Origin of the sequence: Arthrobacter sp. zg.Y820 (assembly GCF_030125555.1) — a bacterium.
Taxonomy (GTDB): domain Bacteria; phylum Actinomycetota; class Actinomycetes; order Actinomycetales; family Micrococcaceae; genus Arthrobacter_B.
Genome location: NZ_JASKLX010000006.1, coordinates 19,267 through 44,036, shown reverse-complemented (window position 1 = coordinate 44,036; position 24,770 = coordinate 19,267). Strand labels below are relative to the sequence as shown.

Annotated in this window: 23 protein-coding genes, 2 tRNA genes and 1 other RNA gene; 12 read left to right on the top strand and 14 right to left on the bottom strand. The window is 65.2% G+C overall.

Annotated elements, in window-relative coordinates:
- Positions 1 to 36 precede the first annotated feature (36 nt).
- Positions 37 to 795 carry a M50 family metallopeptidase gene (locus tag QNN99_RS05410; RefSeq protein ID WP_229965396.1) on the top strand — a complete coding sequence of 253 codons (759 nt, stop codon included), beginning with the start codon at positions 37 to 39 and terminating at the stop codon, positions 793 to 795.
- A gap of 28 nt (positions 796 to 823) precedes the next feature.
- Here the strand turns inward: QNN99_RS05410 and QNN99_RS05405 are convergent, their stop codons facing one another.
- Complete coding sequence (locus QNN99_RS05405; protein WP_229965395.1) at positions 824 to 1,237, bottom strand: DUF3224 domain-containing protein; 414 nt, start codon at positions 1,235 to 1,237, stop codon at positions 824 to 826.
- Positions 1,238 to 1,390: 153 nt separating this feature from the next.
- On the opposite strand from QNN99_RS05405, the gene QNN99_RS05400 reads away from it, so the two are divergent.
- Positions 1,391 to 2,623, top strand: a complete 1,233-nt coding sequence (locus QNN99_RS05400; RefSeq protein WP_229965394.1) for a glycosyltransferase 87 family protein — start codon at positions 1,391 to 1,393, stop codon at positions 2,621 to 2,623.
- On the opposite strand, the gene mptB is transcribed toward QNN99_RS05400, so the two are convergent.
- Positions 2,586 to 4,124, bottom strand: coding sequence for a polyprenol phosphomannose-dependent alpha 1,6 mannosyltransferase MptB (gene mptB, locus QNN99_RS05395; RefSeq protein ID WP_229965393.1), 1,539 nt, complete (start codon positions 4,122 to 4,124; stop codon positions 2,586 to 2,588). The genes QNN99_RS05400 and mptB overlap by 38 nt on opposite strands.
- Before the next feature lie 302 nt (positions 4,125 to 4,426).
- Between mptB and QNN99_RS05390 the strand changes: the two genes are divergently transcribed.
- The 5 genes from QNN99_RS05390 (at position 4,427) to QNN99_RS05370 (ending at position 8,081) form a co-directional block, all read left to right on the top strand.
- Positions 4,427 to 5,140 (top strand): hypothetical protein, encoded by a 714-nt coding sequence (locus QNN99_RS05390; protein WP_229965392.1) that lies wholly within the window; start codon positions 4,427 to 4,429, stop codon positions 5,138 to 5,140.
- 123 nt (positions 5,141 to 5,263) lie between these two features.
- Positions 5,264 to 5,878, top strand: coding sequence for an oligoribonuclease (gene orn / locus QNN99_RS05385; protein ID WP_284015751.1), 615 nt, complete (start codon positions 5,264 to 5,266; stop codon positions 5,876 to 5,878).
- 142 nt (positions 5,879 to 6,020) lie between these two features.
- Positions 6,021 to 6,096, top strand: a tRNA-His gene (locus tag QNN99_RS05380).
- Positions 6,097 to 6,284: 188 nt separating this feature from the next.
- Complete coding sequence (locus tag QNN99_RS05375) at positions 6,285 to 7,442, top strand: acyl-CoA dehydrogenase family protein (RefSeq protein WP_229965391.1); 1,158 nt, start codon at positions 6,285 to 6,287, stop codon at positions 7,440 to 7,442.
- A 66-nt stretch (positions 7,443 to 7,508) separates the two neighbouring features.
- Complete coding sequence (locus tag QNN99_RS05370; RefSeq protein ID WP_229965390.1) at positions 7,509 to 8,081, top strand: peptide deformylase; 573 nt, start codon at positions 7,509 to 7,511, stop codon at positions 8,079 to 8,081.
- A gap of 82 nt (positions 8,082 to 8,163) precedes the next feature.
- Here the strand turns inward: QNN99_RS05370 and QNN99_RS05365 are convergent, their stop codons facing one another.
- The 3 genes from QNN99_RS05365 to rnpB all read right to left on the bottom strand — a co-directional run bounded on the left by QNN99_RS05365 (position 8,164) and on the right by rnpB (position 11,693).
- Entirely contained in the window at positions 8,164 to 9,630 is a 1,467-nt protein-coding gene (locus tag QNN99_RS05365; protein ID WP_269439156.1) for a glyceraldehyde-3-phosphate dehydrogenase, read from the bottom strand.
- 213 nt (positions 9,631 to 9,843) lie between these two features.
- Entirely contained in the window at positions 9,844 to 11,151 is a 1,308-nt protein-coding gene (locus QNN99_RS05360; RefSeq protein ID WP_229965389.1) for an MFS transporter, read from the bottom strand.
- Between the two features lie 137 nt (positions 11,152 to 11,288).
- Positions 11,289 to 11,693, bottom strand: an RNA gene (gene rnpB, locus QNN99_RS05355) — RNase P RNA component class A.
- 112 nt (positions 11,694 to 11,805) lie between these two features.
- Between rnpB and QNN99_RS05350 the strand changes: the two genes are divergently transcribed.
- A complete protein-coding gene (locus QNN99_RS05350; RefSeq protein WP_229965388.1) occupies positions 11,806 to 12,570 on the top strand; it encodes a YaaA family protein in 765 nt (254 codons plus the stop codon).
- A gap of 15 nt (positions 12,571 to 12,585) precedes the next feature.
- On the opposite strand, the gene QNN99_RS05345 is transcribed toward QNN99_RS05350, so the two are convergent.
- The 3 genes from QNN99_RS05345 to QNN99_RS05335 all read right to left on the bottom strand — a co-directional run bounded on the left by QNN99_RS05345 (position 12,586) and on the right by QNN99_RS05335 (position 15,411).
- Positions 12,586 to 13,650, bottom strand: a complete 1,065-nt coding sequence (locus QNN99_RS05345; protein WP_442860481.1) for a reverse transcriptase-like protein — start codon at positions 13,648 to 13,650, stop codon at positions 12,586 to 12,588.
- Positions 13,651 to 13,653: 3 nt separating this feature from the next.
- A complete protein-coding gene (locus tag QNN99_RS05340; RefSeq protein ID WP_229965387.1) occupies positions 13,654 to 14,394 on the bottom strand; it encodes a zinc ribbon domain-containing protein in 741 nt (246 codons plus the stop codon).
- A gap of 69 nt (positions 14,395 to 14,463) precedes the next feature.
- Positions 14,464 to 15,411: a Nif3-like dinuclear metal center hexameric protein gene (locus QNN99_RS05335; protein ID WP_229965386.1), complete on the bottom strand. Its 948-nt coding sequence runs from the start codon at positions 15,409 to 15,411 to the stop codon at positions 14,464 to 14,466.
- A 132-nt stretch (positions 15,412 to 15,543) separates the two neighbouring features.
- On the opposite strand from QNN99_RS05335, the gene msrA reads away from it, so the two are divergent.
- The 3 genes from msrA (at position 15,544) to epsC (ending at position 17,752) form a co-directional block, all read left to right on the top strand.
- Positions 15,544 to 16,068, top strand: a complete 525-nt coding sequence (msrA, locus tag QNN99_RS05330) for a peptide-methionine (S)-S-oxide reductase MsrA (RefSeq protein ID WP_229965767.1) — start codon at positions 15,544 to 15,546, stop codon at positions 16,066 to 16,068.
- Between the two features lie 110 nt (positions 16,069 to 16,178).
- A complete protein-coding gene (gene cysK, locus QNN99_RS05325) occupies positions 16,179 to 17,114 on the top strand; it encodes a cysteine synthase A (protein WP_229965385.1) in 936 nt (311 codons plus the stop codon).
- 53 nt (positions 17,115 to 17,167) lie between these two features.
- Complete coding sequence (epsC, locus tag QNN99_RS05320; protein WP_229965384.1) at positions 17,168 to 17,752, top strand: serine O-acetyltransferase EpsC; 585 nt, start codon at positions 17,168 to 17,170, stop codon at positions 17,750 to 17,752.
- 137 nt (positions 17,753 to 17,889) lie between these two features.
- Here the strand turns inward: epsC and gnd are convergent, their stop codons facing one another.
- A complete protein-coding gene (gnd, locus tag QNN99_RS05315; RefSeq protein ID WP_229965383.1) occupies positions 17,890 to 19,326 on the bottom strand; it encodes an NADP-dependent phosphogluconate dehydrogenase in 1,437 nt (478 codons plus the stop codon).
- Between the two features lie 77 nt (positions 19,327 to 19,403).
- Positions 19,404 to 20,354, bottom strand: coding sequence for a serine hydrolase (locus QNN99_RS05310; RefSeq protein ID WP_229965382.1), 951 nt, complete (start codon positions 20,352 to 20,354; stop codon positions 19,404 to 19,406).
- A gap of 567 nt (positions 20,355 to 20,921) precedes the next feature.
- Here QNN99_RS05310 and QNN99_RS05305 point away from each other — a divergent pair.
- A complete protein-coding gene (locus QNN99_RS05305; protein WP_229965381.1) occupies positions 20,922 to 22,337 on the top strand; it encodes a trimethylamine monooxygenase in 1,416 nt (471 codons plus the stop codon).
- 112 nt (positions 22,338 to 22,449) lie between these two features.
- Here the strand turns inward: QNN99_RS05305 and QNN99_RS05300 are convergent.
- The 4 genes from QNN99_RS05300 to QNN99_RS05285 all read right to left on the bottom strand — a co-directional run bounded on the left by QNN99_RS05300 (position 22,450) and on the right by QNN99_RS05285 (position 24,524).
- Positions 22,450 to 22,522: transfer RNA gene (locus QNN99_RS05300), tRNA-Val, on the bottom strand.
- 84 nt (positions 22,523 to 22,606) lie between these two features.
- Positions 22,607 to 23,617, bottom strand: coding sequence for an NAD-dependent protein deacetylase (locus QNN99_RS05295; RefSeq protein ID WP_229965380.1), 1,011 nt, complete (start codon positions 23,615 to 23,617; stop codon positions 22,607 to 22,609).
- Positions 23,614 to 24,096: a redoxin domain-containing protein gene (locus QNN99_RS05290; protein WP_229965379.1), complete on the bottom strand. Its 483-nt coding sequence runs from the start codon at positions 24,094 to 24,096 to the stop codon at positions 23,614 to 23,616. The genes QNN99_RS05295 and QNN99_RS05290 overlap by 4 nt, the downstream gene beginning before the upstream one ends.
- 8 nt (positions 24,097 to 24,104) lie before the next feature.
- Positions 24,105 to 24,524 (bottom strand): DUF3052 domain-containing protein, encoded by a 420-nt coding sequence (locus QNN99_RS05285; protein ID WP_229965378.1) that lies wholly within the window; start codon positions 24,522 to 24,524, stop codon positions 24,105 to 24,107.
- Positions 24,525 to 24,770 lie beyond the last annotated feature (246 nt).

Below are 24,770 nucleotides of genomic sequence, written 5' to 3'. Positions count from 1 at the left end.
TCTTGGGGGACGTTTTTTAGTGGATGTGGTTCTTTAGTGGATTTCGGTACTGTCGGATCCGTCATAACGCAGTGGTGGTCCAAGGTCGCTGACGGTTTTTCGCGCGGCGCTCCCCTGGAGGTCGCTTGGCCGGTCCTGCTCCTGATCGCCGCCGCCGCTGCGGCACTCACGATTCCCCGGCCCGTGTGGCGTTGGTTCGGCCTGTTCGTGACGTTCGTCCATGAGCTCGGGCATGCGTTTGCCGCCCTGATGACCGGGCAGGTGGTGAAGGGCATCGAGCTGCGATTCGATCATTCCGGGCAGATGCGCAGCATGGGACGCAGCCGCTTTGCCGCTGCCTGGACAGGGTTCTGGGGCTATCCGGTTCCGGCCGTTACCGGCGCGCTCCTGGTCTGGGCCGCCTTCTCCGGCTGGGCCGGATTTGCGCTGTCCGCCGGTGCCCTGGTGCTGCTGGCCGCGCTGCTGTTCATCCGCAATGCCCAGGGTCTGCTGATTGCCTGCGGCTGCGCCGCCGTTTCGGTGATGCTGGTGTGGTTTGCCACGCCTTTTGCCGTTTCGTGCATCACGCTGGCGGTGGGAATTGCCCTCCTGTCGGGCGCCGTCCGGGACTGGCTGAACGTCCTGAGCGTCCACACCCGGCGCAGGCGGTCCCTGCAGAGCTCGGACGCCTACATCCTCTATCAGCGCACCGGCGTGCCGTCGGCACTGTGGCTGGCAGCGTTTGCTGCCGTGATCACGGCGTCAGTGGCTGCGGCACTCTGGTGGGCCCGCCCCGCGGCCGGCTGGTTGTCCTGAGCGCTGCGCTGAGCCACGGATTCCCGGGTCACTCCTCCGGCAGGGTCACCCGCAGTTCCAGTCGGTGCTGGCCGTCGGGTTCCTGCGTGAAGTGGGCCTTCCCGGCGATGCCGGCGAGCCCGTCAGTGCCGGAGCCGGGAATAATGTGGCCGGAGCTGGCGGTCGCGGTTCCTTCGGCGACGCCCCAGTGCTGAATGACCATGGTGCCTTCCCGCCCGGCAATGGATCCTGCGAACACCTCGGAGCAGACATAGCCGGCGCCGACGGCGTTTCCGGCCATGATCAGGTCCGCCACACTGGTGCCCAGGATGTCGCCTTCAAAGATCTTCACTGCGCGGACTGTGGAGAGTTCGCTGTTGGTTCCTTCCACCTGATAAGGCGTCGGTTCCCATTCCGAGACATCAAAATCTGCCGTAATTACGTGTTCTGTTCCGTCGGTCATCCTTCCAGTATCCCGTGTCCGACGGCGGATTGCATGCCGCGGCGCGGCCGCCGGTAGCCTTATCGCTGTGTCCGAACAGGACACGGCACCTGCATCACCTAAGGAGAACCACCCGGAATGTCGCAGAAATTGGCCCCTTTGCAGGAGCGCTTCATGCACCGCAAATCGTTATGGATTTGCTTCGCTGTGGTCCATTTAGTCTTCTTCGCAGCGTTGTCGTCGCTCATTTTCTCAGGCGGCGTGCTCAGCGACATCATCTTCTACCGGCAGTGGGCCTTCGACGGCATCGAGAACGGCATTTGGCAGGGCATCAGTGCGGACTGGGTCTATCCGATCGGAGCACTGGTTCCCATGCTCCTGGCCGCTGTGCTGGGCTGGGGCCCGTATCAGCTGGTCTGGTTCCTCATCTTCACGGCGCTGAACGCCGCTGCCGTGGCCGTTCTGAGCAAGCCGGGAACCCCGGTCCGCTATGCGGCTTCGTATTGGTGGCTGCTCATCACCGGGCTGCTGGGCCCGGTGGCTGTGGGCCGAGTGGACGGCCTTACGGCACCTCTGGTGGTCATCGCGCTGCTGCTGCTGGCCAAGCGTCCCGTCGTGGCTTCGGCCCTGCTGGCGTTCGCCACCTGGATGAAGGTCTGGCCGGCGGCGGTGATCCTGGCGGTCCTGGTCACCTGGCGCCGCCGCGGAACGCTGCTGCTGACCGGCGCGGCTGTATCCCTTCTCATGGCCGGAGTTGTGGTCGCCGGCGGCGGAATCTCCCACCTGCTGTCCTTCATTGGCGCCCAGGGTGCCCGCGGCATGCAGATGGAGGCCCCGTTCACGACGCCCGGGCTGTGGCAGGCGATTCTGGGCGGATCTGATGCCTACATTTTCGAGGACAAGCTCATCAACACGCGCGAGGTCCGCGGTGCACTCGGCGAGCCGGTGGCCGCGCTGATGATGCCGCTGCTGGCGCTGGCGGCCCTCGCCGTCGTCGTCCTGCTTCTGTGGGCCATGCGCCGGGGAGCCGACGCCGGGCAGCTGCTCATCGCCGGATCGCTGGCGCTGGTGGCCGCATTCATCGTGTTCAACAAGGTGGGCTCGCCGCAGTTCATGCTGTGGCTGGGCGCCGTGGTGGCCGTCGGAGTGGCCTGGGAGGGCCGCAGCTGGCGCGTCCCGGCGATCCTGATGCTGGTCATCGCTCCGCTGACCACACTGGTTTACCCGATGTTCTACGCTGCGCTGTACAACGACCTGAACGTGGTTGTGGCGCTGCTGCTCACGGTCCGCAACATCCTGCTGCTGGTCCTCTTCGTCTGGTCGCTGGTGCGGATTGTCCGCCTGACCAAGGCAGGCGGCGCCGGCCGCCTCAGCGCACCCGGAGTTCGCCCGGAGACGGCTCCGTAAGCTTTCGCTGGAAGAGGACCTTCGTCTTGCGGTCCAAGAAGATCAGATACAGCGCGAAGCCCAGCGCCGTCACGGCAGCAATCTGCCTGGCGGCGCTGAGGCTGAAGTCGAAGTAGGGCCAGATGTCCAGCTGGTCGCTGATCGCGTAAACCATGAAGAACGAGACCAGCAGGTAAAGCGTTTTCACCTGCCAGTCGTTGCGGATTCCGGTGACGGCAAACAGCGGAATCAGCCACACCACGTACCAGGACTGGATCATCGGCGCGAGCAGGACGACGGCGGCAAACGCCAGGGCCAGACGGCGCACCAGCCTGCTGTACTCGCCCACGAACATGTGCCAGAGCACGATCACGACGGACACGACCCGGCCGACGGTGTGCACGATGTCGGCAAACGTCCAGCCGGGAAGGCCGAGGGCATTGCCCAGGGTGGCGACGAGCATGCCGAGGAAGCCGACCGGTGCGTACCAAATCCAGACGCTGCCGGGAGTGCTCAGCGCACCGACCCAGCCAAAGCCGAAACCGTTCACGATGCCCATGATCCACAGGATGCCCAGGGAGATTCCGGCGGTCATGAACCAGTAGAGGAATTTGCGCGGCCAGGAAGCGCCCTTGCCCGCCCACATCAGGCCCACGAAGGGCAGCAGGATGACGGTGATCGGCTTGATGCCAATGGACAGCGTGATCAGCAGGATGCCGGGAAGCGCACGCTTGGTGGCGGCCAGGTACAAGCCGGCCAGTGCCAGCCCGATCATCAGGGCGTCATTGTGGATGCTGGCAATGAAGGTGGTCAGGAACAACGGGTTGGCCGCCGTCAGCCACAGGGCGCGGTTGGGGTTGATGTTGTGCAGTTCGGCGAGCTTGGGAACGTAGTAGACGCACAGCGCCACACCGATCAGGGAGATCAGCCGAAAGAGCAGGATCGAGAACTCCGGCTGGCCGTCGGTGATGCCGACGACGAGTTCCTCCAGCCACAGGAACACCGGGCCGTACGGCGTGGGGCTCTGCGCCCACAGATCGTCGGCGCCGGTCTGCAGATAATTGGAAATCTGCGAATAGCCGTCCTTGTACGGATTCAGCCCGCTGACCATGACCAGGCCCTGCGCAATGTAAGCAAAGACATCGCGGCTGAAGAGCGGCAGTGCCAGGCACATCGGACCGCCCCAGGCAACGATCGCCTTCAGCACCACCGGCCGGGTTTCCGGCCCCCAGGACGTGATGCGCTGCCCGAGCCTCAGCCACGAACGGACGAGGAGCATGCCGCCCAGTGCCAGCAGGAAGACGGCAAGCACGGAGCCCTCCGGCTCAAACCGGAGCCACATGATCACCGGGTTGCGGCGCAGGTCATAGGAAGCCAGGGACAGCCATCCGACACCAAGCGAGCCGGCAAGCATCATGATGGAACCGACGAGGCCCTGGATGATCGCGACGTTCGGATTGTTGGCTTTCGCGATCTCCGTGTCCGGAGACGAAGGCTCGGTCGCGGGGACCTGGGCGGTCATCTGCGTGGTTCCAATCTTTGGGTTTGTACGGTTACCCAACGGCGTGGCGGCGCGGGCCTGATTTCACGGCGAAGGCCGGATTTCACGAGCTGCAGTCACCAGCAGCAAATCAGCGTGGCCGACGGTACCGTACAACCAGCACCGATGCACCGCGGCGAGGACCGTCAGTAGCCCAAATATTAGCATCGCAGCGCGCGCAAATCCGGGATGGTGCGGACGCGCCGGAGCCGGAACACAGGTATGCGGGGTGCGTCACATACACTGACATCCGTTTGGATCATCAACGCAAGGCGGTATGGGCTGTGGGGCGCCACCGGGCAGACAGTGAAGACAGACAGAAGCACGACGACGGACCGCAGGTTCCGGTGCCGCAGCGCAGGCGCGGAGACAGCGAGGAACCCGTTTCGACACTGCGACCTGTCAGCAGCGAGGCACTGCGTCCGCGCCGCAGCTCCAAACCTGCAGCCGCCGGCTCCGCGGCGCCGAAGCCCTTCCGGAAGCCCTCGCAGAAGCCCGCCCAGATCAATTACGATCTGCTCGGCTGGGGCTTCTTCCTGACCGCCACCGCAGCCGCAGCCATGGTTTGGGTCGGCGTCGACTGGCCTGTCACTGCCGCATCCGCCCTCGTGCTTCTCCTGGCCTTTGCGGCCGTCTGGTACGCCTCGTCGACTCCTTCGGGCGTCGTGACCGTCCCGGTTGCGGATCCTGCCCCGGCCCCCGCGGCTCCGGTCGAGACTGTGGCTCCGGTCCAGATTGTGGAACCGGCAGCACCTGCAGTACCTGCTGCTGCAACGCTGACGGCACCGACGGCATCAGGAGTTGCTGCGGCTGCTGCGGACTCAGCCGACACCGAGGAGCCCGCGGAAAGCCGCTGGACACGCACCTTCGGCCCGCCCGAAACCGGCCAGCTCCCGATCCAGCGACACAACGCCGCTGCCGCCTCCGCCGTCGTCGTGCCCGCTGCTCCCGACGCCGATTCTCCGGACCGCAGGCAGCGCAGCCACTCCGGCCTCTGACGCTCCAGCTTCTGATCCTCCGGCCTTGGAACCTCCGGCACCGCCGAAGGCACGGATTCTTCGGTGCGTGCATCGCAACACAGCGCGCCGCGCGCTGCCGGAGCCAAGCGGTACATTGGTTCTGTGCCAATAACTAATGAACGCATTGTCTGGATTGACTGTGAAATGACCGGGCTGGACATCACGAATGACGCCCTGATCGAAGTGGCAGTCCTGGTGACCGACTCCGAGCTGAATATTCTGGGGGACGGGGTGGACGTCGTCATCCGTCCCGATGACGCCGCCCTCGCGCAGATGGGTGACTTTGTGCGGAACATGCACACCACCTCCAAGCTCCTGGATGAACTGCCGAACGGCATGTCCATGGCTGAGGCGGAAGCCCAGGTGATTGACTACATCACCAAGTGGGTTCCGGAGCCCAAGAAGGCGCAGCTGGCCGGGAACTCAGTGGGCACTGACAAGATGTTCCTGGCCCGGGACATGCCCGAGGTCATCGATTACCTGCACTACCGGATCATCGATGTCTCCACCATCAAGGAACTGGCACGCCGCTGGTATCCCCGCGCGTACTTCCAGGCGCCCGCCAAGACGGGAAACCACCGGGCGCTGGGCGACATCGTGGATTCCATCAATGAACTCCGGTACTACCGCCAAGCCGTTTTTGTGCCGGCTCCGGGACCGGACTCGGCCACAGCCAAGAAGATCGCCGCGGGCATCATCGAGGACATCAAAGGTTAGCTCGGTCACATTTGGGCCACCCGGCCCGAACTTGGTCAGGACTACCCGAAAAACCGTGTAAGCTTGATTCCGCTGCCCCAGATAAATGAGTTTGCAAAGACCACTCGCCTGGACTTTGGAAATATGTTATCCGGGGCACATGGTGGGTATAGCTCAGTTGGCAGAGCGCCTGGTTGTGGTCCAGGAGGTCGCGGGTTCAACCCCCGTTACTCACCCCAATGAAGTTGGCAGGACCAGCTTCACAAAGGCCGCCCCGGTTTGATTCGGGGCGGCCTTTGTTGTGTTTGACTGTTATGAGGTGCTCCGGCCCGCCGCAACGACCGCAGCGCAGCGCCGCAGCAAGCCAATGAACCACCGGCCACCGCCGCTGAAAATCAGTGTGGCCAGCCAATGAGGAGATGCCGCCTTGGAGCGCAGCTTGTTCGAAGAAGACCATGAGCTTTTCCGCGACCTCGCCCGGGAATTCAACGCCCGCGAGGTTGCCCCCGGGTATGCCCGGTGGGATGCCGAACACATGATGCCCCGGCAGCTGTGGACGGCCGCCGGCGAACAGGGCCTGCTCGGCCTGGCCGTTCCGGAAGAGTTCGGCGGCGCCGGCATGCCCGACTACCGCTTCCGCGCCGTAATGGATGAGGAATTCGCGAAAGCCAACCACCTCGCGGTCGCCCTGGCGTTCCACCTGCACGACGACATGGTCCTCCCCCATCTGCTGGCCTACGGCTCCGACGACCTCAAGGAGCGCTGGCTGCCGGACATGGTCAGCGGCGCCAAGGTCACCTCCGTGGCCTGGACGGAGCCCGGTGCCGGCAGTGACCTGCGCGGCATCCGCACCAAGGCCGTCCGCGCCGACGACGGCGGCTGGCGCCTGAGCGGCCAGAAGACCTTCATCGGCAACGGAATCAGCGGCGATGCGTCCCTGGTCCTGGCCCGCACCGACGGAAGCACGGGCCGCGGCGGCAGGGACTCGTTCAGCATGTTCATGGTGGAAAAGACCGAGGGCTACGTCACCGGCGGGCAGCTGGACAAGATGGGGCTGAAAGCCTCGGACACCGCCGAGCTTTTCTTCGACAACGTCCTTGTTCCGGAGGGGAACCTTGTCGGCGAAGTGGGCCGCGGCTTGGAGTACGCCGCCGGCCAGCTCCCCCAGGGCCGGCTGGCCATCGCCGTCGCCTCCTCCGCCGTCGCCCGGCAGATCTATGAAGCCACTGTCGAGTACACGAAGAACCGCAACGCCTTCGGTGAACGGGTTGCCGACTTCCAGAACAGCCGCTTTGCCCTGGCCGACATCCTCACCGAGGTTGAGGTCACCGAGGCATACGTGGACTCAGCCATTGGAGCGTTCAACGAGGGGAAGCTGGACGCCGTCTCCGCGGCCAAGGCCAAGCTCTGGGCCAGTGAACGCGTCAAGTCCATCACCGACCGCTGCCTGCAGCTGCACGGCGGCTACGGCTACATCCTCGAGTACCCGGTGGCGCAGGCGTTCCTCGCCGCACGGCTGCTGACCATCTTCGGCGGCACCTCCGAGATCATGCGCGAAGTCATCGGCCGGCAGATCACCGCCTAGCCGCCGCGCTTGCCGCACCCGCACTTCTTGCAGCACCAGCACCGCCCGTCCTACAGAAAGACAGCCATGACAGTCCGTCCCATCGTCATCCACGGCGAACCCGTCCTGCACCGCCGCGCCGCTCCGGTGGAAAAGTTCGACGACGAACTGCGCACCCTGGTCGCCGACATGTACGAAACCATGGACGCGGCCAACGGCGTCGGACTGGCAGCTACGCAGGTGGGCGTGGGGCTGCGCCTCTTTACCTTCGCTTTCCAGAACGACGACGATGCCCCCGACCGCGGCGTCGTCGTCAATCCCGTGCTCATCACCTCCAAGGTTCCCGGCTCCGCCCCGGACCCCGAAGAGGACGCTGAAGGCTGCCTGTCGGTGCCCGGCGAGAATTTCCCCGTGAACCGCGCTGAATGGGTGAAGATTTCCGGCTTCGACGAAAACGGCGCGCCGGTGGAATTCGAGGCCACCGACTGGTTTGCCCGCGTCCTGCAGCACGAGTACGACCACTTGGACGGCAAACTCTATGTGGACAAGCTCAACGACCGGTGGAGCCGCAAGGCCCGCAAGGTGATCAAGGCCCACGGCTGGAACGTTCCGGGGCTGACCTGGATGCCCGGCGTCGACCCGGATCCGTTCGGCCACTAGGAAACCAACCGCCGAAATGGCAGAAGGTGCGCTTCCCAGCTCTGGGAAGCGCACCTTCTGCCATTTCGCGGGTGGAAACCGCTTAGAGCGAGGCGGCCAATTCCTGAACGCGGGGGAAGGCCGGCGGATTCACATGCGCCATTTCCTCCAGCACCCGGATCACCTGGCAGCTGTAACCGAACTCGTTGTCGTACCAGACGTAGAGAACGGCGTTCTTGCCGTTGGAAATGGTGGCCAGGCCGTCGACGATGCCGGCGCGCTTGGAACCCACGAAGTCGGTGGACACGACCTCCGGTGAATCGATGTAGTCGATCTGCTTGTGCAGGTCCGAGTTCAGCGAGGTCTCGCGCAGGAAGGCGTTGATCTCTTCCTTGGTGGTGGCGGTCTCGAAGTTCAGGTTCAGGATCGCCATCGAGACGTCGGGGGTGGGAACGCGGATGGCGTTGCCGCTGAGCTTGCCCGCCAGTTCCGGCAGTGCCTTGGCCACGGCCTTGGCGGCACCGGTTTCGGTGATCACCATGTTGAGGGCGGCGGACCGGCCGCGCCGGTCACCGTTGTGGAAGTTGTCGATCAGGTTCTGGTCATTCGTGAACGAGTGCACCGTCTCAACGTGTCCGTGGATGATGCCGTACTTGTCGTTGAGGACCTTCAGCACCGGGGTGATGGCGTTGGTGGTGCAGGACGCCGCCGTGATGATCTTGTCATCGTCGGTGATCGCCTCGTGGTTGATGCCGTGCACGATGTTCTTGAGGCTGCCCTTGCCCGGGGCCGTGAGCAGAACGCGGGCGACGCCCTTGGCGCGCAGGTGCTGGGCCAGACCTTCTTCGTCGCGCCAGCGTCCGGTGTTGTCGACGACGACGGCGTTGTTGATGCCGAAGGCCGTGTAATCAACGGTCGTCGGGTCGTTGGAGTAGATGACCTGGATCAGGGTGCCGTTGGCCAGGATGGTGTTGTTGGCCTCATCCACGGTGATGGTGCCGTCGAAGGCGCCGTGCACCGAGTCGCGGCGCAGCAGCGATGCACGCTTGACCAGGTCATTGTCCGAGCCCTTGCGGACCACAATCGCGCGCAGGCGAAGTCCCTGTCCGCCGCCGGCGTGGTCGATGAGGATGCGGGCCAGCAGGCGCCCAATCCGGCCAAAGCCGTAGAGCACGACGTCGGTGCTGGTGCGGTCGTCGGCGCCGTGCTTGCCGGCCACTCCGGACAGCTCGGCGCGGAGGAACTCGACGAGGTCCGTTCCGTTGCCCTCGGCCTTGTACTTCAGGCTCAGGCGGGCAAGGTCGATGGACGCCGCACCGAGCTCAAGCTCGGTCAGTGCCTGCAGCAGCGGGTACGTGTCGGAGACCGGCAGCTCCACTTCGTCGATCTGCCGGGCAAACCGGTGCGCCTTGAGGATATCGATGACTGACCGGTTGACCAGCGGCCGGCCGTACACCGAGGTGACCACACTGTTTTCCCGGTACAGCCGCCCGATCAGCGGAATCATTGCCTCGGCGAGGGCCTCGCGGTCCATCCAGGTATCAAGGCAGGCATCGGAGAACTGGCTCAAAGATCTTCACATCCTTCTCTCAGCCGGCACTGCTTTGTGCCGGTTGGTCAACTCGCGTTCGCCCGGGCCCTGCAGCGGTGGCTGCAGAATTATCCGGCGTGCGACGTGTGTCCGAGGCTGCGGACATCCCGCGCCTCGGTCCCTCCAAGTGTATTAGGACACACGTGACGCACTTGCATGTTGCGCGAGATGTTAGTCACACACACTGAGCTGTTACGGTCGCCCGGAAATGCGCTCATCGGTGTTTTTCCCGATGTTCTCCTCCGGAACGGGCTCCAGATCCTCCAGGTTCCGAATGCCGCGCAGCGGCCCGAACGCGGCCACGGCCGGAGCCAGGACGGCAATGGCCAGCCCGGTGATGATGGCTCCGCGGACACCCAGCGGATCCGCGAGTGCTCCGCCGATCACGCCGGCGACGGCCAGCATTCCCCACGTCACCATCCGGGAGGCGGAGCCCAGCCGGCCCAGCATGCTTGGCGGGCAGACCCGCTGCCGGAAGCTGGTGCCCACCACCACGTTCATGGAGATGGCGAACCCGGCCAGGAACAGGCCGGCAAAACCGGGAACCAAGCCCCATCCCGGCGTCATCAGCAGCAGGCAGGAATAGCCCAGCACCGCCGGGACCATCGAGAAGCGCCACACGGTGCCCGATCCCCAGCGCTCGGTGGCCCGCCGGACGGTCAGCCCGCCCAGGGTTCCGCCGAGCGCCGTGGAGGCCGTCAGGAAGCCCAGCATGGCTCCGGACTCCCCCAGGGTGCGCACCACGAAAATCACCATCAGCGATACAACGATGGCCCCGCCCAGGTTCCACAGCGCCCCGGCGAGCAGGATGGTCCGCAGAGGTGCCGTACTGAAGCTGTAGCGAAGGCCCTCCCCCATGTCACGGAAGATCCGGTTCCCGGCGCGCGGAACGGTTGCGGCTTCGGTGACCTTCAGGGTAGCCACCGAGCTCAGGGACGCCACCGAAGCCGCCACCTGCAGCAGGAGCGAATTCGAAGCGCCCCAGACCCCCGTGAGCCAGCCGCCCAGGCCGCGGCCGACGGCGTCTGCCGAAGCGGCTGAGCCCGTCATCAGCCCGTTGCCTTCGATGAGTTCCTCCCGCGGCACGGCCCGCGGGAGCAGCGCAGACTCGGCCAGCATGGAAAAAACGGCAGCCAGGCCGGACAGGAACGACACCACGAACAGCTGCAGGACGGTAAGCCGGTCCATCCAGAACGCCACCGGCAGGGACATCAGCACGGCTATCCGCAGCACCAGGGCCGCCATCACCACTGGTTTTCGGCGGTAGCGGTCCACCAGGGCGCCGATCGGAAGGCCGAACAGCAGCCACGGCAGGAATCCCACACCGGACAGGGCCGCGACGGCAAAGTCGGAAGCATCCAATTCCACGGCTGCGATCAGGGGAAGGGCGACCGCCGCCACGGAGGTACCGAAAATTCCCGCAGTCGACGAAAGCCACAACGCCCGGAAATTCGCATTGCGGAGCACCAGCGGCTGGCGTTTCGTTGGCGTCTGGGACATTGCCACAGAATAGTCCCGGAAACCGCGGGGCCGGGTTAATTGATGCGATCTTTCGCAAATCCTGTGGAAAACCCCGCGCCGGGCGCGCCGGCCTGTTGCCAGGGGAGGAACTTCCGGGGGATAAACAAGGATTTAGTGGGACGGGCTGGCCGATAAGCCGGGTTTTGTATCTCCGGTCCGTTACCGGGCCGGAGGCGGCAATCATCCATCTAGGGGCGCCGTTGCCGGCGCCCTCGAGCGGCCTACCCGAACACCTCGGGCGAGCAGCCCTCAAACGTGTCCTGTATGGCCTTGCTCCGGGTGGGGTTTACCTAGCCGTTCCGGTCACCCGGAACGCTGGTGGTCTCTTACACCACCTTTTCACCCTTACCGAAAGACAGTGGTCCTCACAGGGAGGACACTGCCGACGGCGGTTTCTTTTCTGTGGCACTGGCCTGCGGGTTTCCCCGAGTGGGCGTTACCCACCACCCTGCTCTGCGGAGCCCGGACTTTCCTCGGCGGCACCTTTAAAAAGGAACCAACGCGATCGCCTGGCCAACCCGTCCAGCCTCAATGCTACCGCCTAAACGCGGTTCTCCGGATTCTCATCGGCCGGACCGTGGGCCGGGGACGCGGGCGGGAAAGCGGACGCCGCGGCTCACGTACGATTAATTGGTGCTGATTCTGCTGCCACCCTCCGAAGGAAAAACACCGGCCGTAACCGGTCCCGGCTTCGATCCCGACAAGCTGCACTTCCCGCAGCTCACTGATGCCCGCAAACAGGTGCTCGCTGCGCTGTCCGAGGCCAGCACCGCAGCGGATGCCCACAGCATCCTGGGTGTCGGCCCGTCATTGGCCGCCGAGGTCCGCCGGAACGTTGTGCTCCACGAGGAACCCTGCGCTCCGGCCCACCGCATCTACTCTGGTGTGCTGTATGACGCCCTGGGCTATGCGGAGCTGACCCCCGCCCAGCAGCGCAAGGCCGACGACGCCGTCGTCGTCATCTCCGGCCTGTGGGGTGCGCTGGGCTTCAGCGATCCGATTCCGGCGTACCGGCTTTCCATGGCCGTGAAGCTGCCGGAGACCGGCAAGCTGGCGTCCTTTTGGAAAGCGCATCTGGCCCAGGCCCTTACCGAGCACGCGGCCGGGCATCTGGTGGTGGACTGCAGGTCCAGCACCTACGCTGCGGCTTGGGCTCCGGACCCCTCGACGGCGGCGGCAGTCAGCGTCTTTCAGGTGCGGAACGGCAAACGCACCGTGGTTTCGCACTTCGCCAAGCACACCCGGGGCGAGCTCGCCCGGCATCTGCTCACGCGGGCCGGCAGCGACCCGGCCACTCCCGAACAGCTGCTGGCGGCAGCTCAGGAAAAGTGGGAGGCGGAACTGGTGCCGGCCACTGCCCGCAAGCCGTTCCAGCTGAACATCATCCTGCCGGGCTAGTCCTGTTCAGCAGGGCTAGTCCTGTTCAGCAGGTCCGTCGGCAACCAGCTCCACTTCGAACCCCTCGCTGTTTTCCAGGTAGGCGGCGTAGTGCTCCGGCCCGCCCGCATGGGGATGCCGGTCGGCAAAGAGCAGCGTCCAGCCGTGGCTTGCCGCGCGCCGGGCGAGCAGCTCGACGTCGGCGGGCGTTCCGGCGCGGAACGCCAGGTGGTTCAGGCCCGGCCGGCGACGCTCATGGTTGGCGTCCGCCACGTCCGGCCCCGCTTCGATGACGAGATAGCTGTGCTCTCCCTGCCATTTGGCCCCGGAATCCCACGCGTCGGTGCGCAGGTAGCCCAGCCGTTCCAGCAGCCAGCCCAGCGAGGCTTCGGCCGCCGGAAAGTCCCGAACCCAGATCTCGGCGTGGTGCAGCCGCCCCGACGGGGACGGCGCCGCGGCAGACGCCTGTTCGGCTGCCGGCTGCGCGGCGGTTGCCCCCGCTGCAGCGGTTTCCGGAGATGCCTCCGGAGATGCTTCCGGAGCCGGCGCGGCGTCAGCGAATGCCACACCGCCCTTGAGCGCCAGACCGCCCTTGTGCACCCACGGAATTCCGGCCATGCCGGCGTCCATGGCTTCGTTGGAGAGCCTGTCGGCGTCCTTGTTGATTTCACGCGGAATCCACTGGTACTTCACCCGGCGCGGATTGACGATCGCCCGCGCCTTCGCAGCCAGCCGCTGCATGTCCTCGTGCTTGATCTTCCAGCGCCCGCTCATCTGCTCCACAACGAGCTTGGAGTCCATCTTGGCGAGGATCCAGCAGTCGGGGTCGATCTCATGCGCCATTTCCAGGGCAGCCAGCAGGCCGGAGTACTCGGCCACGTTGTTGGAGGCCTTTCCGATGTACTCGGCTTTTTCGGCGAGGATGGCTCCGGTATCGGGGTCGCGCACCAGCGCACCGTAGCCGGCGTGCCCGGGGTTGCCGCGGGAACCGCCGTCGGCCTCCACAATCAGCGTGCGCCGGACGCCGCCCGCGGCCTGGCCGGCAGGTGATTCGGTGCCGGAAGGCGCGGCGGGAGCGTCAGACGGGTCAAACAGGGTCACGGATCAGCTGCCCCACTCAGCGGAACGCACCAGGATGCAGCCGGAGTCGGGGCAGAACACAATGTCGTCCTCGGCGGCCTTGCGGATGTCGGCGAGGTCTCCGGGGCTCAGCTGCATACCGGACCCTTCGGAGGTTCCGTTGAACAGGCGTGCAGCGCCGATGCCGTTCTTGGCCAGTGTCTTTTCGTAGATTGCCAGCAGCGCCGGTTCAAAGGTGGCGGCCAGTTCCTCACGCTCGGCGACGACGGTGAGGCGTTCGGCTTCGATCTCGGCCAGTTCGGCGTCGCGCGCCTGCTCCAGCTCCGACACCTCGGCGTCGATGGCCTGTGCTGCCTGCCGGAACTGCTCCTCGGCGGCCTTGGCGGCCTCCAGGCGTTCCATGACTTCCAGTTCCACGTCTTCCAGATCGGAGCGCCGGCGCTGCAGCGATTCCATTTCGCTCTGCAGGGCGGTGAGCTCCTTGGAGGTGCCCATGCCGCTGTCCAGGTGTTTCCGGTTGCGGTCGATGCGGGCCACCACTGACGCGACGTCGGCCTCCGCACGGGTCAGTTCGCGGGTGACGTCGGCTGCCTCAGTGGAGGCGGCCACGAGCTTGCTCTGCGCCGCTGCCCGCTGCAGCCCAAGTTCCGCGATGGCCGAGTTGTCGCTGACGCTGCGAGCCCGGTTCCGGAGTTTACGAACGTTACTGTCCAGAGCCTGCAAATCGAGCAGCCGCAGCTGCTCCGCCGACGATGCTTTTGCCACCGAAAAACCTCCACCTATGACCGGACCAACCTGGCCGGTTCCTCCCCTAGCCTATGCCAAGGGCGCAGATCAGTTCAGCCCGGGGGTCAGCACAAAGTCCCATGGATCGGTGTTGGTGCCGCTGATTCGGATCTCCGCTGCGAAGCCCTGATCGTTGAGCATGTTCTCCAGGGCGTTGGCTGCGGGGGTCAACCACAGCCATTCACTGCCGAAATGGGAGACGTCGATCAGGTAGGGCCGTCCGTTGACGGCCGCTTCGCGCGCCTCGGATGCCGGATGGTGGCGCAGGTCGGCTGTGACGTAAACGTCAGCCTTATGCCGGCGCACGGCGTCGAAAAGGCTGTCTCCGGCACCGCCGCAGACGGCAACCCGGCGGACGAGGCCGTGCGGATCTCCGGCCACGCGGACGCCGCCGGCCACGGCGGGCAGGATGCTGAAGACCAGTTTGGCGAAGTCCGCCAGGGTGGTGGCTTCGGACAGCTCCCCCACCCGGCCGATGCCTTCCTCGGGCAGTCCGTCCTCGGCGCGAACCAGGGGCACGACCCCGTGAAGGCCGAACGCGTCGGCCAGGACGTCCGATACTCCGCCGACGGCGCTGTCGCCGTTGGTATGCACTGTCAGCAGCGCGCATCCGCCTTCGATGAGGCGGTGGACGGCGTCGCCCTTGAATCCGGTGCCGGCCACCGAATGGACCGGCTTCAGGAACAGAGGATGGTGGGTCACCAGCAGGTCAGCACCCCAGTCGAGGGCTTCGTCGATCACCTCGGCGGTGGGGTCCACGGCAAAGAGAATGCGTTCGACGGCGCGGAACGGGCGTCCGGCCACCAAACCGACGGCATCCCAGCCCTCGGCCAGGGTTTCGGGCCACAGTTCCTCGGCGGCCAGCAGCACATCTCCCAGGGTGGGCACGGAGGCTGCCGCCGTTGCGGCCGGTTCCGGGTTTGCCGCGGCGTGCTGGTCCGGTTCCGTTCCCGGTGCCGCCGGTTCGCTGCCTTCGGCGGGCTTGTTTGTTTCCATGGTTTCAGTTGTACCCGCTCGGCAACCCGCGCTCAATTCGGCCGTGCCGTGCCGCACCCGGTTCCCGGCGCGGAGAGCGGACGGTTCCCGGCACCGGGAATTCTTCCGGGCGTGCGCGCATTGATAGAGGGTATGAAGACCTATGTACTTGGCGGAGGATGCTTTTGGTGCCTCGACGCCCTATATCAAAAGACCCGCGGAGTGACCGAAGTTGTTTCCGGTTACACCGGCGGGCAGACCGCCCATCCGGACTACCGCAGCGTCTGTTCGGGAACCACGGGCCACGCGGAGGTTGTTGCAGTGACCTTTGATGAGGACATTATTCCGGGTGAAGTGATCCTGGACATGTTCTTCATCTCCCACGACCCCACCACCCTGAACCGTCAGGGCTACGACGTCGGAACCCAGTACCGTTCTTCGATGTTCTATACGAACGAGACGGAGCGCGAGGAATTCGAGAAGGCCCGGGACCGCGCCCAGGCACACTGGGACAATCCCATCGTGACGGAAATCTCGCCGCTGCCGGAGTTCCATGTGGCGGAATCCGAACACCAGAACTTCTACGCCAAGCACCCCGAGGTGGGCTACTGCCAGGTGATCATCAACCCCAAGCTCGCCAAGGCGAGGAAATATTACGCCGAATGGCTTGACAACTGACTCTTGTACATGCTTGGCGATAGGCTTGAGCGGGCCCCGCTGCGTGTATTTACCAGCGGCGTTTGAGCCGCAAGGCTTCCAGAACACCCACAACGGATAGAGGACACACCATGGGACGGATTTACGACGACGTGACGCAGCTGGTCGGCGGCACGCCGCTGGTAAGGCTGAACCGGCTGACGGCAGGCCTTGACGCCGAGGTTGCGGTCAAGCTCGAGTTCTACAACCCCGCCAACAGCGTGAAGGACCGGATCGGCGTGGCCATCGTCAACGCCGCGGAAGAGGCCGGCGCACTGAAGCCCGGCGGCACGATCGTCGAGGGCACCTCCGGCAACACCGGCATCGCTCTGGCCATGGTGGGTGCCGCCCGCGGCTACAAGGTCATCCTGACAATGCCGGAGACCATGTCCACCGAGCGGCGCGTCATGCTCCGCGCCTACGGCGCCGAGATTGTCCTGACACCGGGCTCCGAAGGCATGCGCGGCGCCGTGGACAAGGCCAAGGAGATCGTGGCCAACACCGAGAACGCCATCTGGGCCCAGCAGTTCGCCAACGCTGCCAATCCGGAGGTCCACCGCCAGACGACGGCGGAGGAGATCTGGGAAGACACCAACGGCAAGGTGGACATCTTTGTGGCCGGGGTCGGCACCGGCGGCACCGTCACCGGCGTCGGGCAGGTCCTGAAGAAGCGCAAGCCCGGCGTGCAGATCGTCGCCGTGGAGCCCAAGGACTCCGCCATCCTCAACGGCGGCTCTCCGGGACCGCACAAGATCCAGGGCCTGGGTGCCAACTTTGTTCCCGAGGTGCTCGACACCGAGATCTATGACGAGGTCATCGATGCTTCGATCGAGGACTCCGTGGCCACCGCACGGGCGCTGGGCACGCAGGAGGGAATCCTCGGCGGCATTTCCTCGGGAGCCATTGTCTGGGCGGCCCTTGAGCTGGCCAAGCGGCCGGAAAACGCCGGTAAGCTGATTGTCGCCGTGGTCTGCGATTTCGGTGAGCGTTACATCTCCACCGTTCTGTACGACGACATCCGGAACTGAGACCCGTTCAATTCCCGGCTCCCACCGGGATCCGCCCGAGCAGAAAGTCCTCTGTGAGCCTGTTTGCACGCCTGCGTGAAGACCTCGACGCCGCGGCGTCCCATGACCCGGCCGCGCGCGGGTCGCTCGAGAACATTGTGATCTACTCGGGGCTTCACGCCATCTGGATGCACCGCCTGACCCACAGGATGTGGGCCCGGCCGGGGCTGCGTTTTCCGGCCCGGGTGCTCTCCCAGGCAACCCGCTTCGCCACCGGAATTGAAATCCATCCCGGGGCGACCATTGGCCGGCGCTTCTTCATTGATCACGGGATGGGCGTGGTGATCGGTGAGACGGCGGAGATCGGCAACGACGTCATGCTCTATCACGGCGTGACCCTCGGCGGGCGTTCCCTGGCCCGGATCAAGCGGCACCCCACCATCTGTGACGGCGTCACCGTGGGCGCCGGCGCGAAGATCCTGGGCCCGGTGACCATCGGCAAGAACAGCGCCGTCGGCGCCAACGCCGTCGTCGTGAAGGATGCTCCGGCCGATTCCATCATCACCGGAATCCCGGCCCGTTGGCGGCACCGCCATGTGAAAGAGACCCAGCCGGCCGTGGACCCGGCCGAGTACATCGACCCCGCAATCTACATCTGACGGTTCTGCCTCTGGCTGCTGCCCGGGCGTCCCGCCCGGACATTTGGCACCAACGGCAAAAGGCCGCCGGCACCCTTGGATTTCCCAGGGTGCCGGCGGCCTTTTTTGCTGTTCTGCGGGTGCTCGGTCCGCGGGTGCTAGTGGGTGTCCACCGCCGAGATCTCGGAGTGGTCACCGCTCCACAGCGTGTGGAAGGTCCCCTCGTCGTCCACGCGGTGATACGTGTGGGCGCCGAACAGGTCCCGCAGGCCCTGGGTCAGGGCGGCGGGCAGGCGCTTGCGGCGCAGGCCGTCGTAGTAGGCCAGCGATGAGGAGAAGACGGGCACCGGGATGCCCAGCTGGACCGCAACGGACACCACACGGCGCCAGGCCGGCAGGGCGGCGGCAATGGACTCGGCGAAGGCCGGGGCCAGCAGCAGGTTGGCCGGTGCGGAGTCGCCTGCGTAGGCCTTCATAATGTCATCGAGCAGTTCCGCGCGGATGATGCAGCCGGCGCGCCACAGCGACGCGATCTCATCAAGCTTCAGGTCCCAGCCGTACGTCTTGGCGGCGCTGGTGAGCATGTCGATGCCCTGGGCGTAGCTGACCAGCTTGGAGGCGTACAGTGCCTGCCGGACGTCCTCCACGAAGGTCTCGGGCAGCTCAACGGCAGCTTCGCCGCCAGCAAGGATGCCCTGGGCCTCTTCGCGCTGGCCGCGCTGCGAGGACAGTGCCCGGGCAAAGACTGATTCAGCAATCGCCGACACGGGCGAGCCCAGGTCCAGGCCCGAGACCACAGTCCAGCGGCCGGTGCCCTTCTGGCCGGCGGAGTCCACGACGACGTCGACAAACGGCTTGCCGGTCCGGGCATCGGTGTGCGCCAGGACCTCAGCGGTGATTTCGATCAGGAAGGAGCTGAGCTGACCGGTGTTCCACTCGGTGAAAATCTTGGCCTGTTCGGCCGGCTCGATGCCTGCGGCTGAGCGCAGAAGGTCATAAGCTTCCCCGATGACCTGCATGTCAGCGTATTCGATGCCGTTGTGGACCATCTTCACGAAGTGGCCGGCACCGTCGGTGCCGATCCAGGTGCAGCAGGGCTTGCCGTCGTACGTGGCGGCGATCTTTTCCAGCATCGGACCCAGGGAGTCGTAGGACTCTTTGGAGCCTCCGGGCATGATGGACGGGCCCAGCAGGGCACCTTCCTCGCCGCCGGACACTCCGACGCCCACGAAGTGCAGGTCCTTTTCGGCCAGTGCGGCCTCGCGGCGGCGGGTGTCCTCGTAGTGCGAGTTGCCGGCGTCGATGACAATGTCACCGGCTTCCAGCAGCGGCACCAGCTTCTCGATCACCGAGTCAACGGGCGCCCCGGCCTTGACCATGATCAGGACCCGGCGCGGCTTTTCGAGTGAATCAACCAGCTCCTGCAGGGATTCGGTGCGGATGAAGTCTCCTTCGTCCCCGTGCGCGGACAGCAGTGCGTCAGTCTTCTCGATCGACCGGTTGTGAAGGGCCACGGTGTACCCGTTCCGGGCCAGGTTCCGGGCCAGGTTTGCGCCCATTACTGCCAGACCGGTGACGCCAATTTGTGCGCTCAAGTTTTCTCCAGAATTCTTTGGGGCCCCAGCCAGGGGCCACGGCGATCGGCGCTCACCCGCCGTCTTTACCCACAAGCCTATGCTTCAGGCCCGCCGGCCCGCCACACTGCGTCGTCCGTGTCGCCTGCGGCAGGCGGGGTGCCCGGGGTTCCGGTGGTTTCGAAGGAGTTGATGACGCTGGCTACGTCCTCCACCACCGAAACTCCGTCTTCCATCGTCTCGGTCCCGGAGGTCAGGACCACCACCGCGTACTCCGCTCCGCCGCTGCGGACGAATCCGAGGCTTCCGACGTTCCAGGTCAGGTCATCGTCCTGCAGCCAGCCGTTTTTCAGGGCGACTTCGGCGCCGCCGGCCGGCAGTCCGGCACTGATCCCCCACTGCTGGTCGGCCTCCACGTTTTCCATTAGTTCGACGGCGTATGCCTGCAGGTCGCTGTTGATCCAGTCCACGCCGTCGAGCACTGCGCGGGCGACCTTGAGCTGGTCCTCGACGCCGGTGGCATTGGCGCCCCAGATCTCGGCTGCCTGGGTTTCCGTCACGCCGAGCAGCTCATAGGTCCGGGACAGCTCCGGCGCACCTCCGACGGCCTGGTAAAGCGTGGTGGTGGCGTTATTGTCGCTGTATTCGATCATCATCACGGCGAGGTATTCCTCTTCCAGGGTCAGCTCGCGCTCCTGCTCGGTGGCCTGGCGCAGCAGGGTCAGCAGGATGGGAACTTTGACCAAGCTGGCTTCGAGGTATTCGGCGGTTGGGTTGTAGTACCAGGCCCGGCCGGTGGCGGTCTCGTAGACGGCCGCGGAGATTTCGGCGTCGGCCTGGTCCGCGTACTTGTTCAGCGCGGCGTCGAGCTGCTCGGCCTCATCCGCAGGGAGGGAATCGGGATTGGCAGGTTCCGTGGTGGCCTCGACCGGCGCCGGATCTTCCTCGGCGGCCGGCAGGCCCGTGCAGCCGGCGGTGAGCGGGAGCAGCAGCGCGGCCGCTGCCGCAAGTGAGCGCCGGAGTGTAGTACGGGTAAAGGCTGTAGACATGTCTGCACCCCCTGTTCCTGTTTGTACCTGAGGTTCGCGTTTGAGGGTTTGCGCTTGCAGTTTGCACTTGCGCCGGTGAGCTGCGGTCCGGGTTCCGGCGGAATGCTTCTCTATCTGGATAGCAGAGAACTCTGTCCGGAAACTATGTAGCCGCCGGTCTGCCGCGCAGGGCCGCCGCAGCCGGAACTGCCGCGTGGCGAACTTCACGGTTCGGGGCCTGATGAAAACGGGCCTGATGAAGACTGCGCTGTCCGCCGGCGTCACCCGGACCCTGCCGTGCCCGGGGCTGAAGCTGGCCGGTCCGTTTTGACTTCACCGGAGAGACCTGATTCGGTTGCAGGGCGGCTGGCCGGCTCATCGGGCCTCGGACTGGCCGTACGCAAACTGTGCCGGATGCCGCTTTCGCCGTTTCCTGCCGGCAGAACCTGCCGCCCCTTTCTCCTGACGGATTGAATCCGGGCGCCACACTTCAGCTTCCCCTTTTGCGCGGCCGCGCGCCGCTTATCCCCGTCCTCCGGACCCGGAAATCCTCGCTGCGGCATCGAGGCCCCTGAATCGAGGAGACATATGACACAACGGGTAGGAATCATTGGGGCCGGTCCCAGCGGAATGGCACAGCTGCGCGCCTTCGAATCGGCTCGCGCGCTCGGTGCTGAAGTTCCGGACATTGTCTGCTTCGAAAAACAGTCGGATTGGGGCGGCCAGTGGAACTACAGCTGGCGGACAGGACTGGACGGGGCAGGCGAGCCGGCGCATTCAAGCATGTACCGCCACCTCTGGTCCAACGGCCCCAAAGAATGCCTCGAGTTCGCTGATTACAGCTTTGACGAGCACTTCGGCCGCCCGATTTCCTCCTATCCCCCGCGGGAGGTCCTTTTTGACTACATCAAGGGCCGGGTCGAAAAGAGCGACGTGCGAAAGTACGTCCGCTTCAACACCGTGGCCCGATGGGTTTCCTGGGGCGAGGAGGCGGCGGAGTTCACCGTTCAAGTGGAAGACCTGGTCACGGGCAACACCGAAACCCACGTCTTCGATACGCTGGTGGTCGCCATCGGGCACTTCTCCAGCCCTGTGGTCCCGGAGTTTCCCGGAATCAATACCTTCCCCGGCGAGGTCCTGCACGCGCACGACTTCCGCGGCGCCGAACGCTTCGCCGGCCGCAACATCCTCATGATCGGCAGCAGCTATTCGGCCGAGGACATCGGCTCGCAGGCCTACAAGATGGGAGCCAGCTCGGTCACCATCAGCTACCGCAGCCACGAACTTGGTTATGACTGGCCGGAGGGCATCGAGGAACGTCCGCTCGTGACCGGCTTCGCGGGCAGCACCGCGCAGTTTCTGGACGGCAGCACCAAGGAGGTGGACGCCGTCGTGCTGTGCACCGGCTACCGCCACACCTTCCCGTTCCTACCCTCGGAGCTCTCCCTGGTGTCCCGGAACGTCCTCTATCCCGCAGACCTCTACAAGGGCGTCCTGTGGCAGGACAACCCGAACCTGATCTACCTGGGCATGCAGGACCAGTACTACACGTTCAATATGTTCGATGCGCAGGCCTGGTACGCCCGCGACGTCATCATGGGCAGAATAACGGTGCCGACGGCGCAGGAACGCGCGGCGGACATCGCCGGCTGGCTTTCAGCGCAGGACGCACTGGTCACGCACGACGACGGCGCCGACTTCCAGACTGCCTACGTCCGGGACCTCATCGACCGCACCGACTACCCCGACTTCGACCTGGCCGCCGTCTCAGAGCTGTTCAAGGCCTGGATGCAGGACAAGCAGCGGGACATCATGGGCTACCGCGACGTCGTGCATCCTTCGGTGATCACCGGGACCATGGCGCAGCAGCACCATACACGCTGGATCGAGGCGATGGATGACAGCCTGGCTGCCTATTTGGCGCCGGCGGACGGGACTGCTGCGGCGGTTCCGGAGTCAGAATCCGGAGCGGACCGGCTCCCGGTTCCCCTTCCCGTGTCCTAACTGTCCGCTGCGGCCGGGAAACGCCGCGCCGAGGACCTGCAGACACAAACAGAAAACCCCGCCGTCCGGAACCGGACGACGGGGTTTTCGTTGTACCGCTGTACTTCTGCGGTGGGTCCTACCGGGATCGAACCGATGACATCCACGGTGTAAACGTGGCGCTCTACCAGCTGAGCTAAAGACCCTTTGTGACCGTTATGCCTTTCAAGATCTCCTTGATCAGCGCCGCATCACGAGGAATTACTTTACCGGACGGATGAGGATTTCTCCTAATCAGCGCCAAAATCGTGCGACAGGTCGGGCAGTTCCGCCGCCAAATACTCCAACGCGGTGGCCACTCCCGCCTCTATTTTCAGATCCGCGAGGTCATCCCCACGGGTGGATCCGCGGTTGATGATCACCACTGGCTTGCCGCTCTTGTGTGCGTGCTTGACGAACCGCAGTCCGCTCATCACCGTCAGCGACGAACCGGCGACCAGCAGCGCGTCGGCGGCGTTGAGCATGGCGAAGGCCGCGGCCACCCGGTCGCGGGGAACGTTTTCGCCGAAATAGACGAAGTCCGGCTTGAGCAGACCGCCGCAGACGGGGCAGCCGGCCACCACGAAATCCTCGGTGTCCGCGACGTCCGCATCGGCGTCGGGCGCGATGTCGCCATCGAGCCGGGTGCGCTCCAGGAAGCCGGGGTTCAATTCCTCGAGTAACCGGGCCACGGTCTGGCGGGAATATCGGGTGCCGCAGTCCAGGCACAGGACGCGGTCAAAGCGCCCGTGCAGGTCGACGGCGAGGGCACTGCCGGCGTCGGCATGCAGCCGGTCCACGTTCTGGGTAATCAGGCCGGTGGTCAGGCCCCGGCGTTCCAAGCGGGCGACGGCGGCGTGGCCGGCATTGGGGAGGGCGTGGCGCAGATGGTGCCAGCCAACATGGTTCCGTGCCCAGTAGCGGCGGCGGAGCTCGGGGTCCCCCACGAACTCCTGGTACGTCATGGGCTTGCGCGGCGGGGCTTCAGGTCCCCGATAGTCGGGGATGCCCGAATCCGTGCTCATGCCGGCACCGGTCAGGACAGCCAGGCGGCGGCCGCTCAACAACTGCACCGCCCGGCGGAGCAGGCGTTCCTCGTCGGGCGTGGGCGCAGGGGCCGACGGTGTCGGCTCCGAGCGGACAAATCCGGTGAGCCCCAGTCCGGGCCTTCCCTGCCCGGATCCGGCCTGTCCGGAAGAAACCGGTCCGGAGGAAACTTGTCCGGCGGAAGGTGAATCGAAGAACTGAGGTGCGTTGGTCATTCCGAAGGCATCTCCTTGAGGGCGTCCAGATAGGCCTGCAGGGGACGGGGAGTGCCGGGATCCGACCGGATCTCGGTGTGGATCAGGCCTCTACCATCGATGATAAAGGAGGCCCGGACCGGACGTCCCAAATCGGCGTCGAACGCCTGGTAGGCATCCGCCACCTGGCCGTGCGGCCAGAAATCGGCCAGCAGGTCGAAGGAATAGCCGCGCTGCTGCGCATAGGCACGCAGGGCGTATTTTGAGTCACAGGACACCGCCAGCAACCGGGAGCCCGCCCGGGCGATCTCATCCCGGGCACCCTGAAGCTCATCCAGCTCTCCGGTGCACACACCCGAGAAAGCAAAGGGGTAGAACACGAGAACGACGGGTGTTCCCCGAAGAGCGGACAGGGAAACCGGTTCGCCAAACTGATTGGGCAGCGAAAAGTCCGGCGCCGGCCGCTGCGGTGCAGCAGCCGGAACCGGACTTCGACGCAAAGCGGGTGCTACTTCTTGCGGCGGGCGACCAGGCGGGTTGCTGCCCAGTCGCTGCTGACCGCCGCGGATGTCGTGACGTGCAGGCCGGATGTAGGCGCGGCTTCCTCAATGTCAGCCGGGGGGACGTACCCGACCCGTCCGGATTTGGGGGTCAGGACCCAGACGACTCCGCCGTCGTCGAGGGTGGTGATGGAATCCACCAGCGCGTCCACCAGGTCCCCGTCGTCGGCCCGCCACCAGAGGATGACTCCGTCTACGACGTCGTGGTCCTCTTCCGTCAGGAGCTCGCTCCCCACCAAGTCCTCGAGGCCGTCGCGGAGGTCAAAATCGACGTCCTCGTCGTAACCGAATTCCTGAATCAGGTCTTGGTCTTTGAAACCCAATCTTCCCGCCACGTTCTTATCCGTGACGGCTTCGGCCTCGCTCACTTCACTCCTCCTGGTTGACTGCATAAATACAAGGGAATCACATATTTGGACGAGATGTGGTGTCTAGGACACAAGCCAACACCTTTTGTCCGCAACGTACAAGGTTCCGGCGGCAAGGTATCGCGTGTACGCCGGCGCCGGACAGCCAATAGCGAACGGGCTACGCAACAGCCACTCAGCGGGACTAGAGTGGGAGACATAGGCTCCGGAGGCACCAGCATCCGCACAGCCACAGTGCTCGTCCGG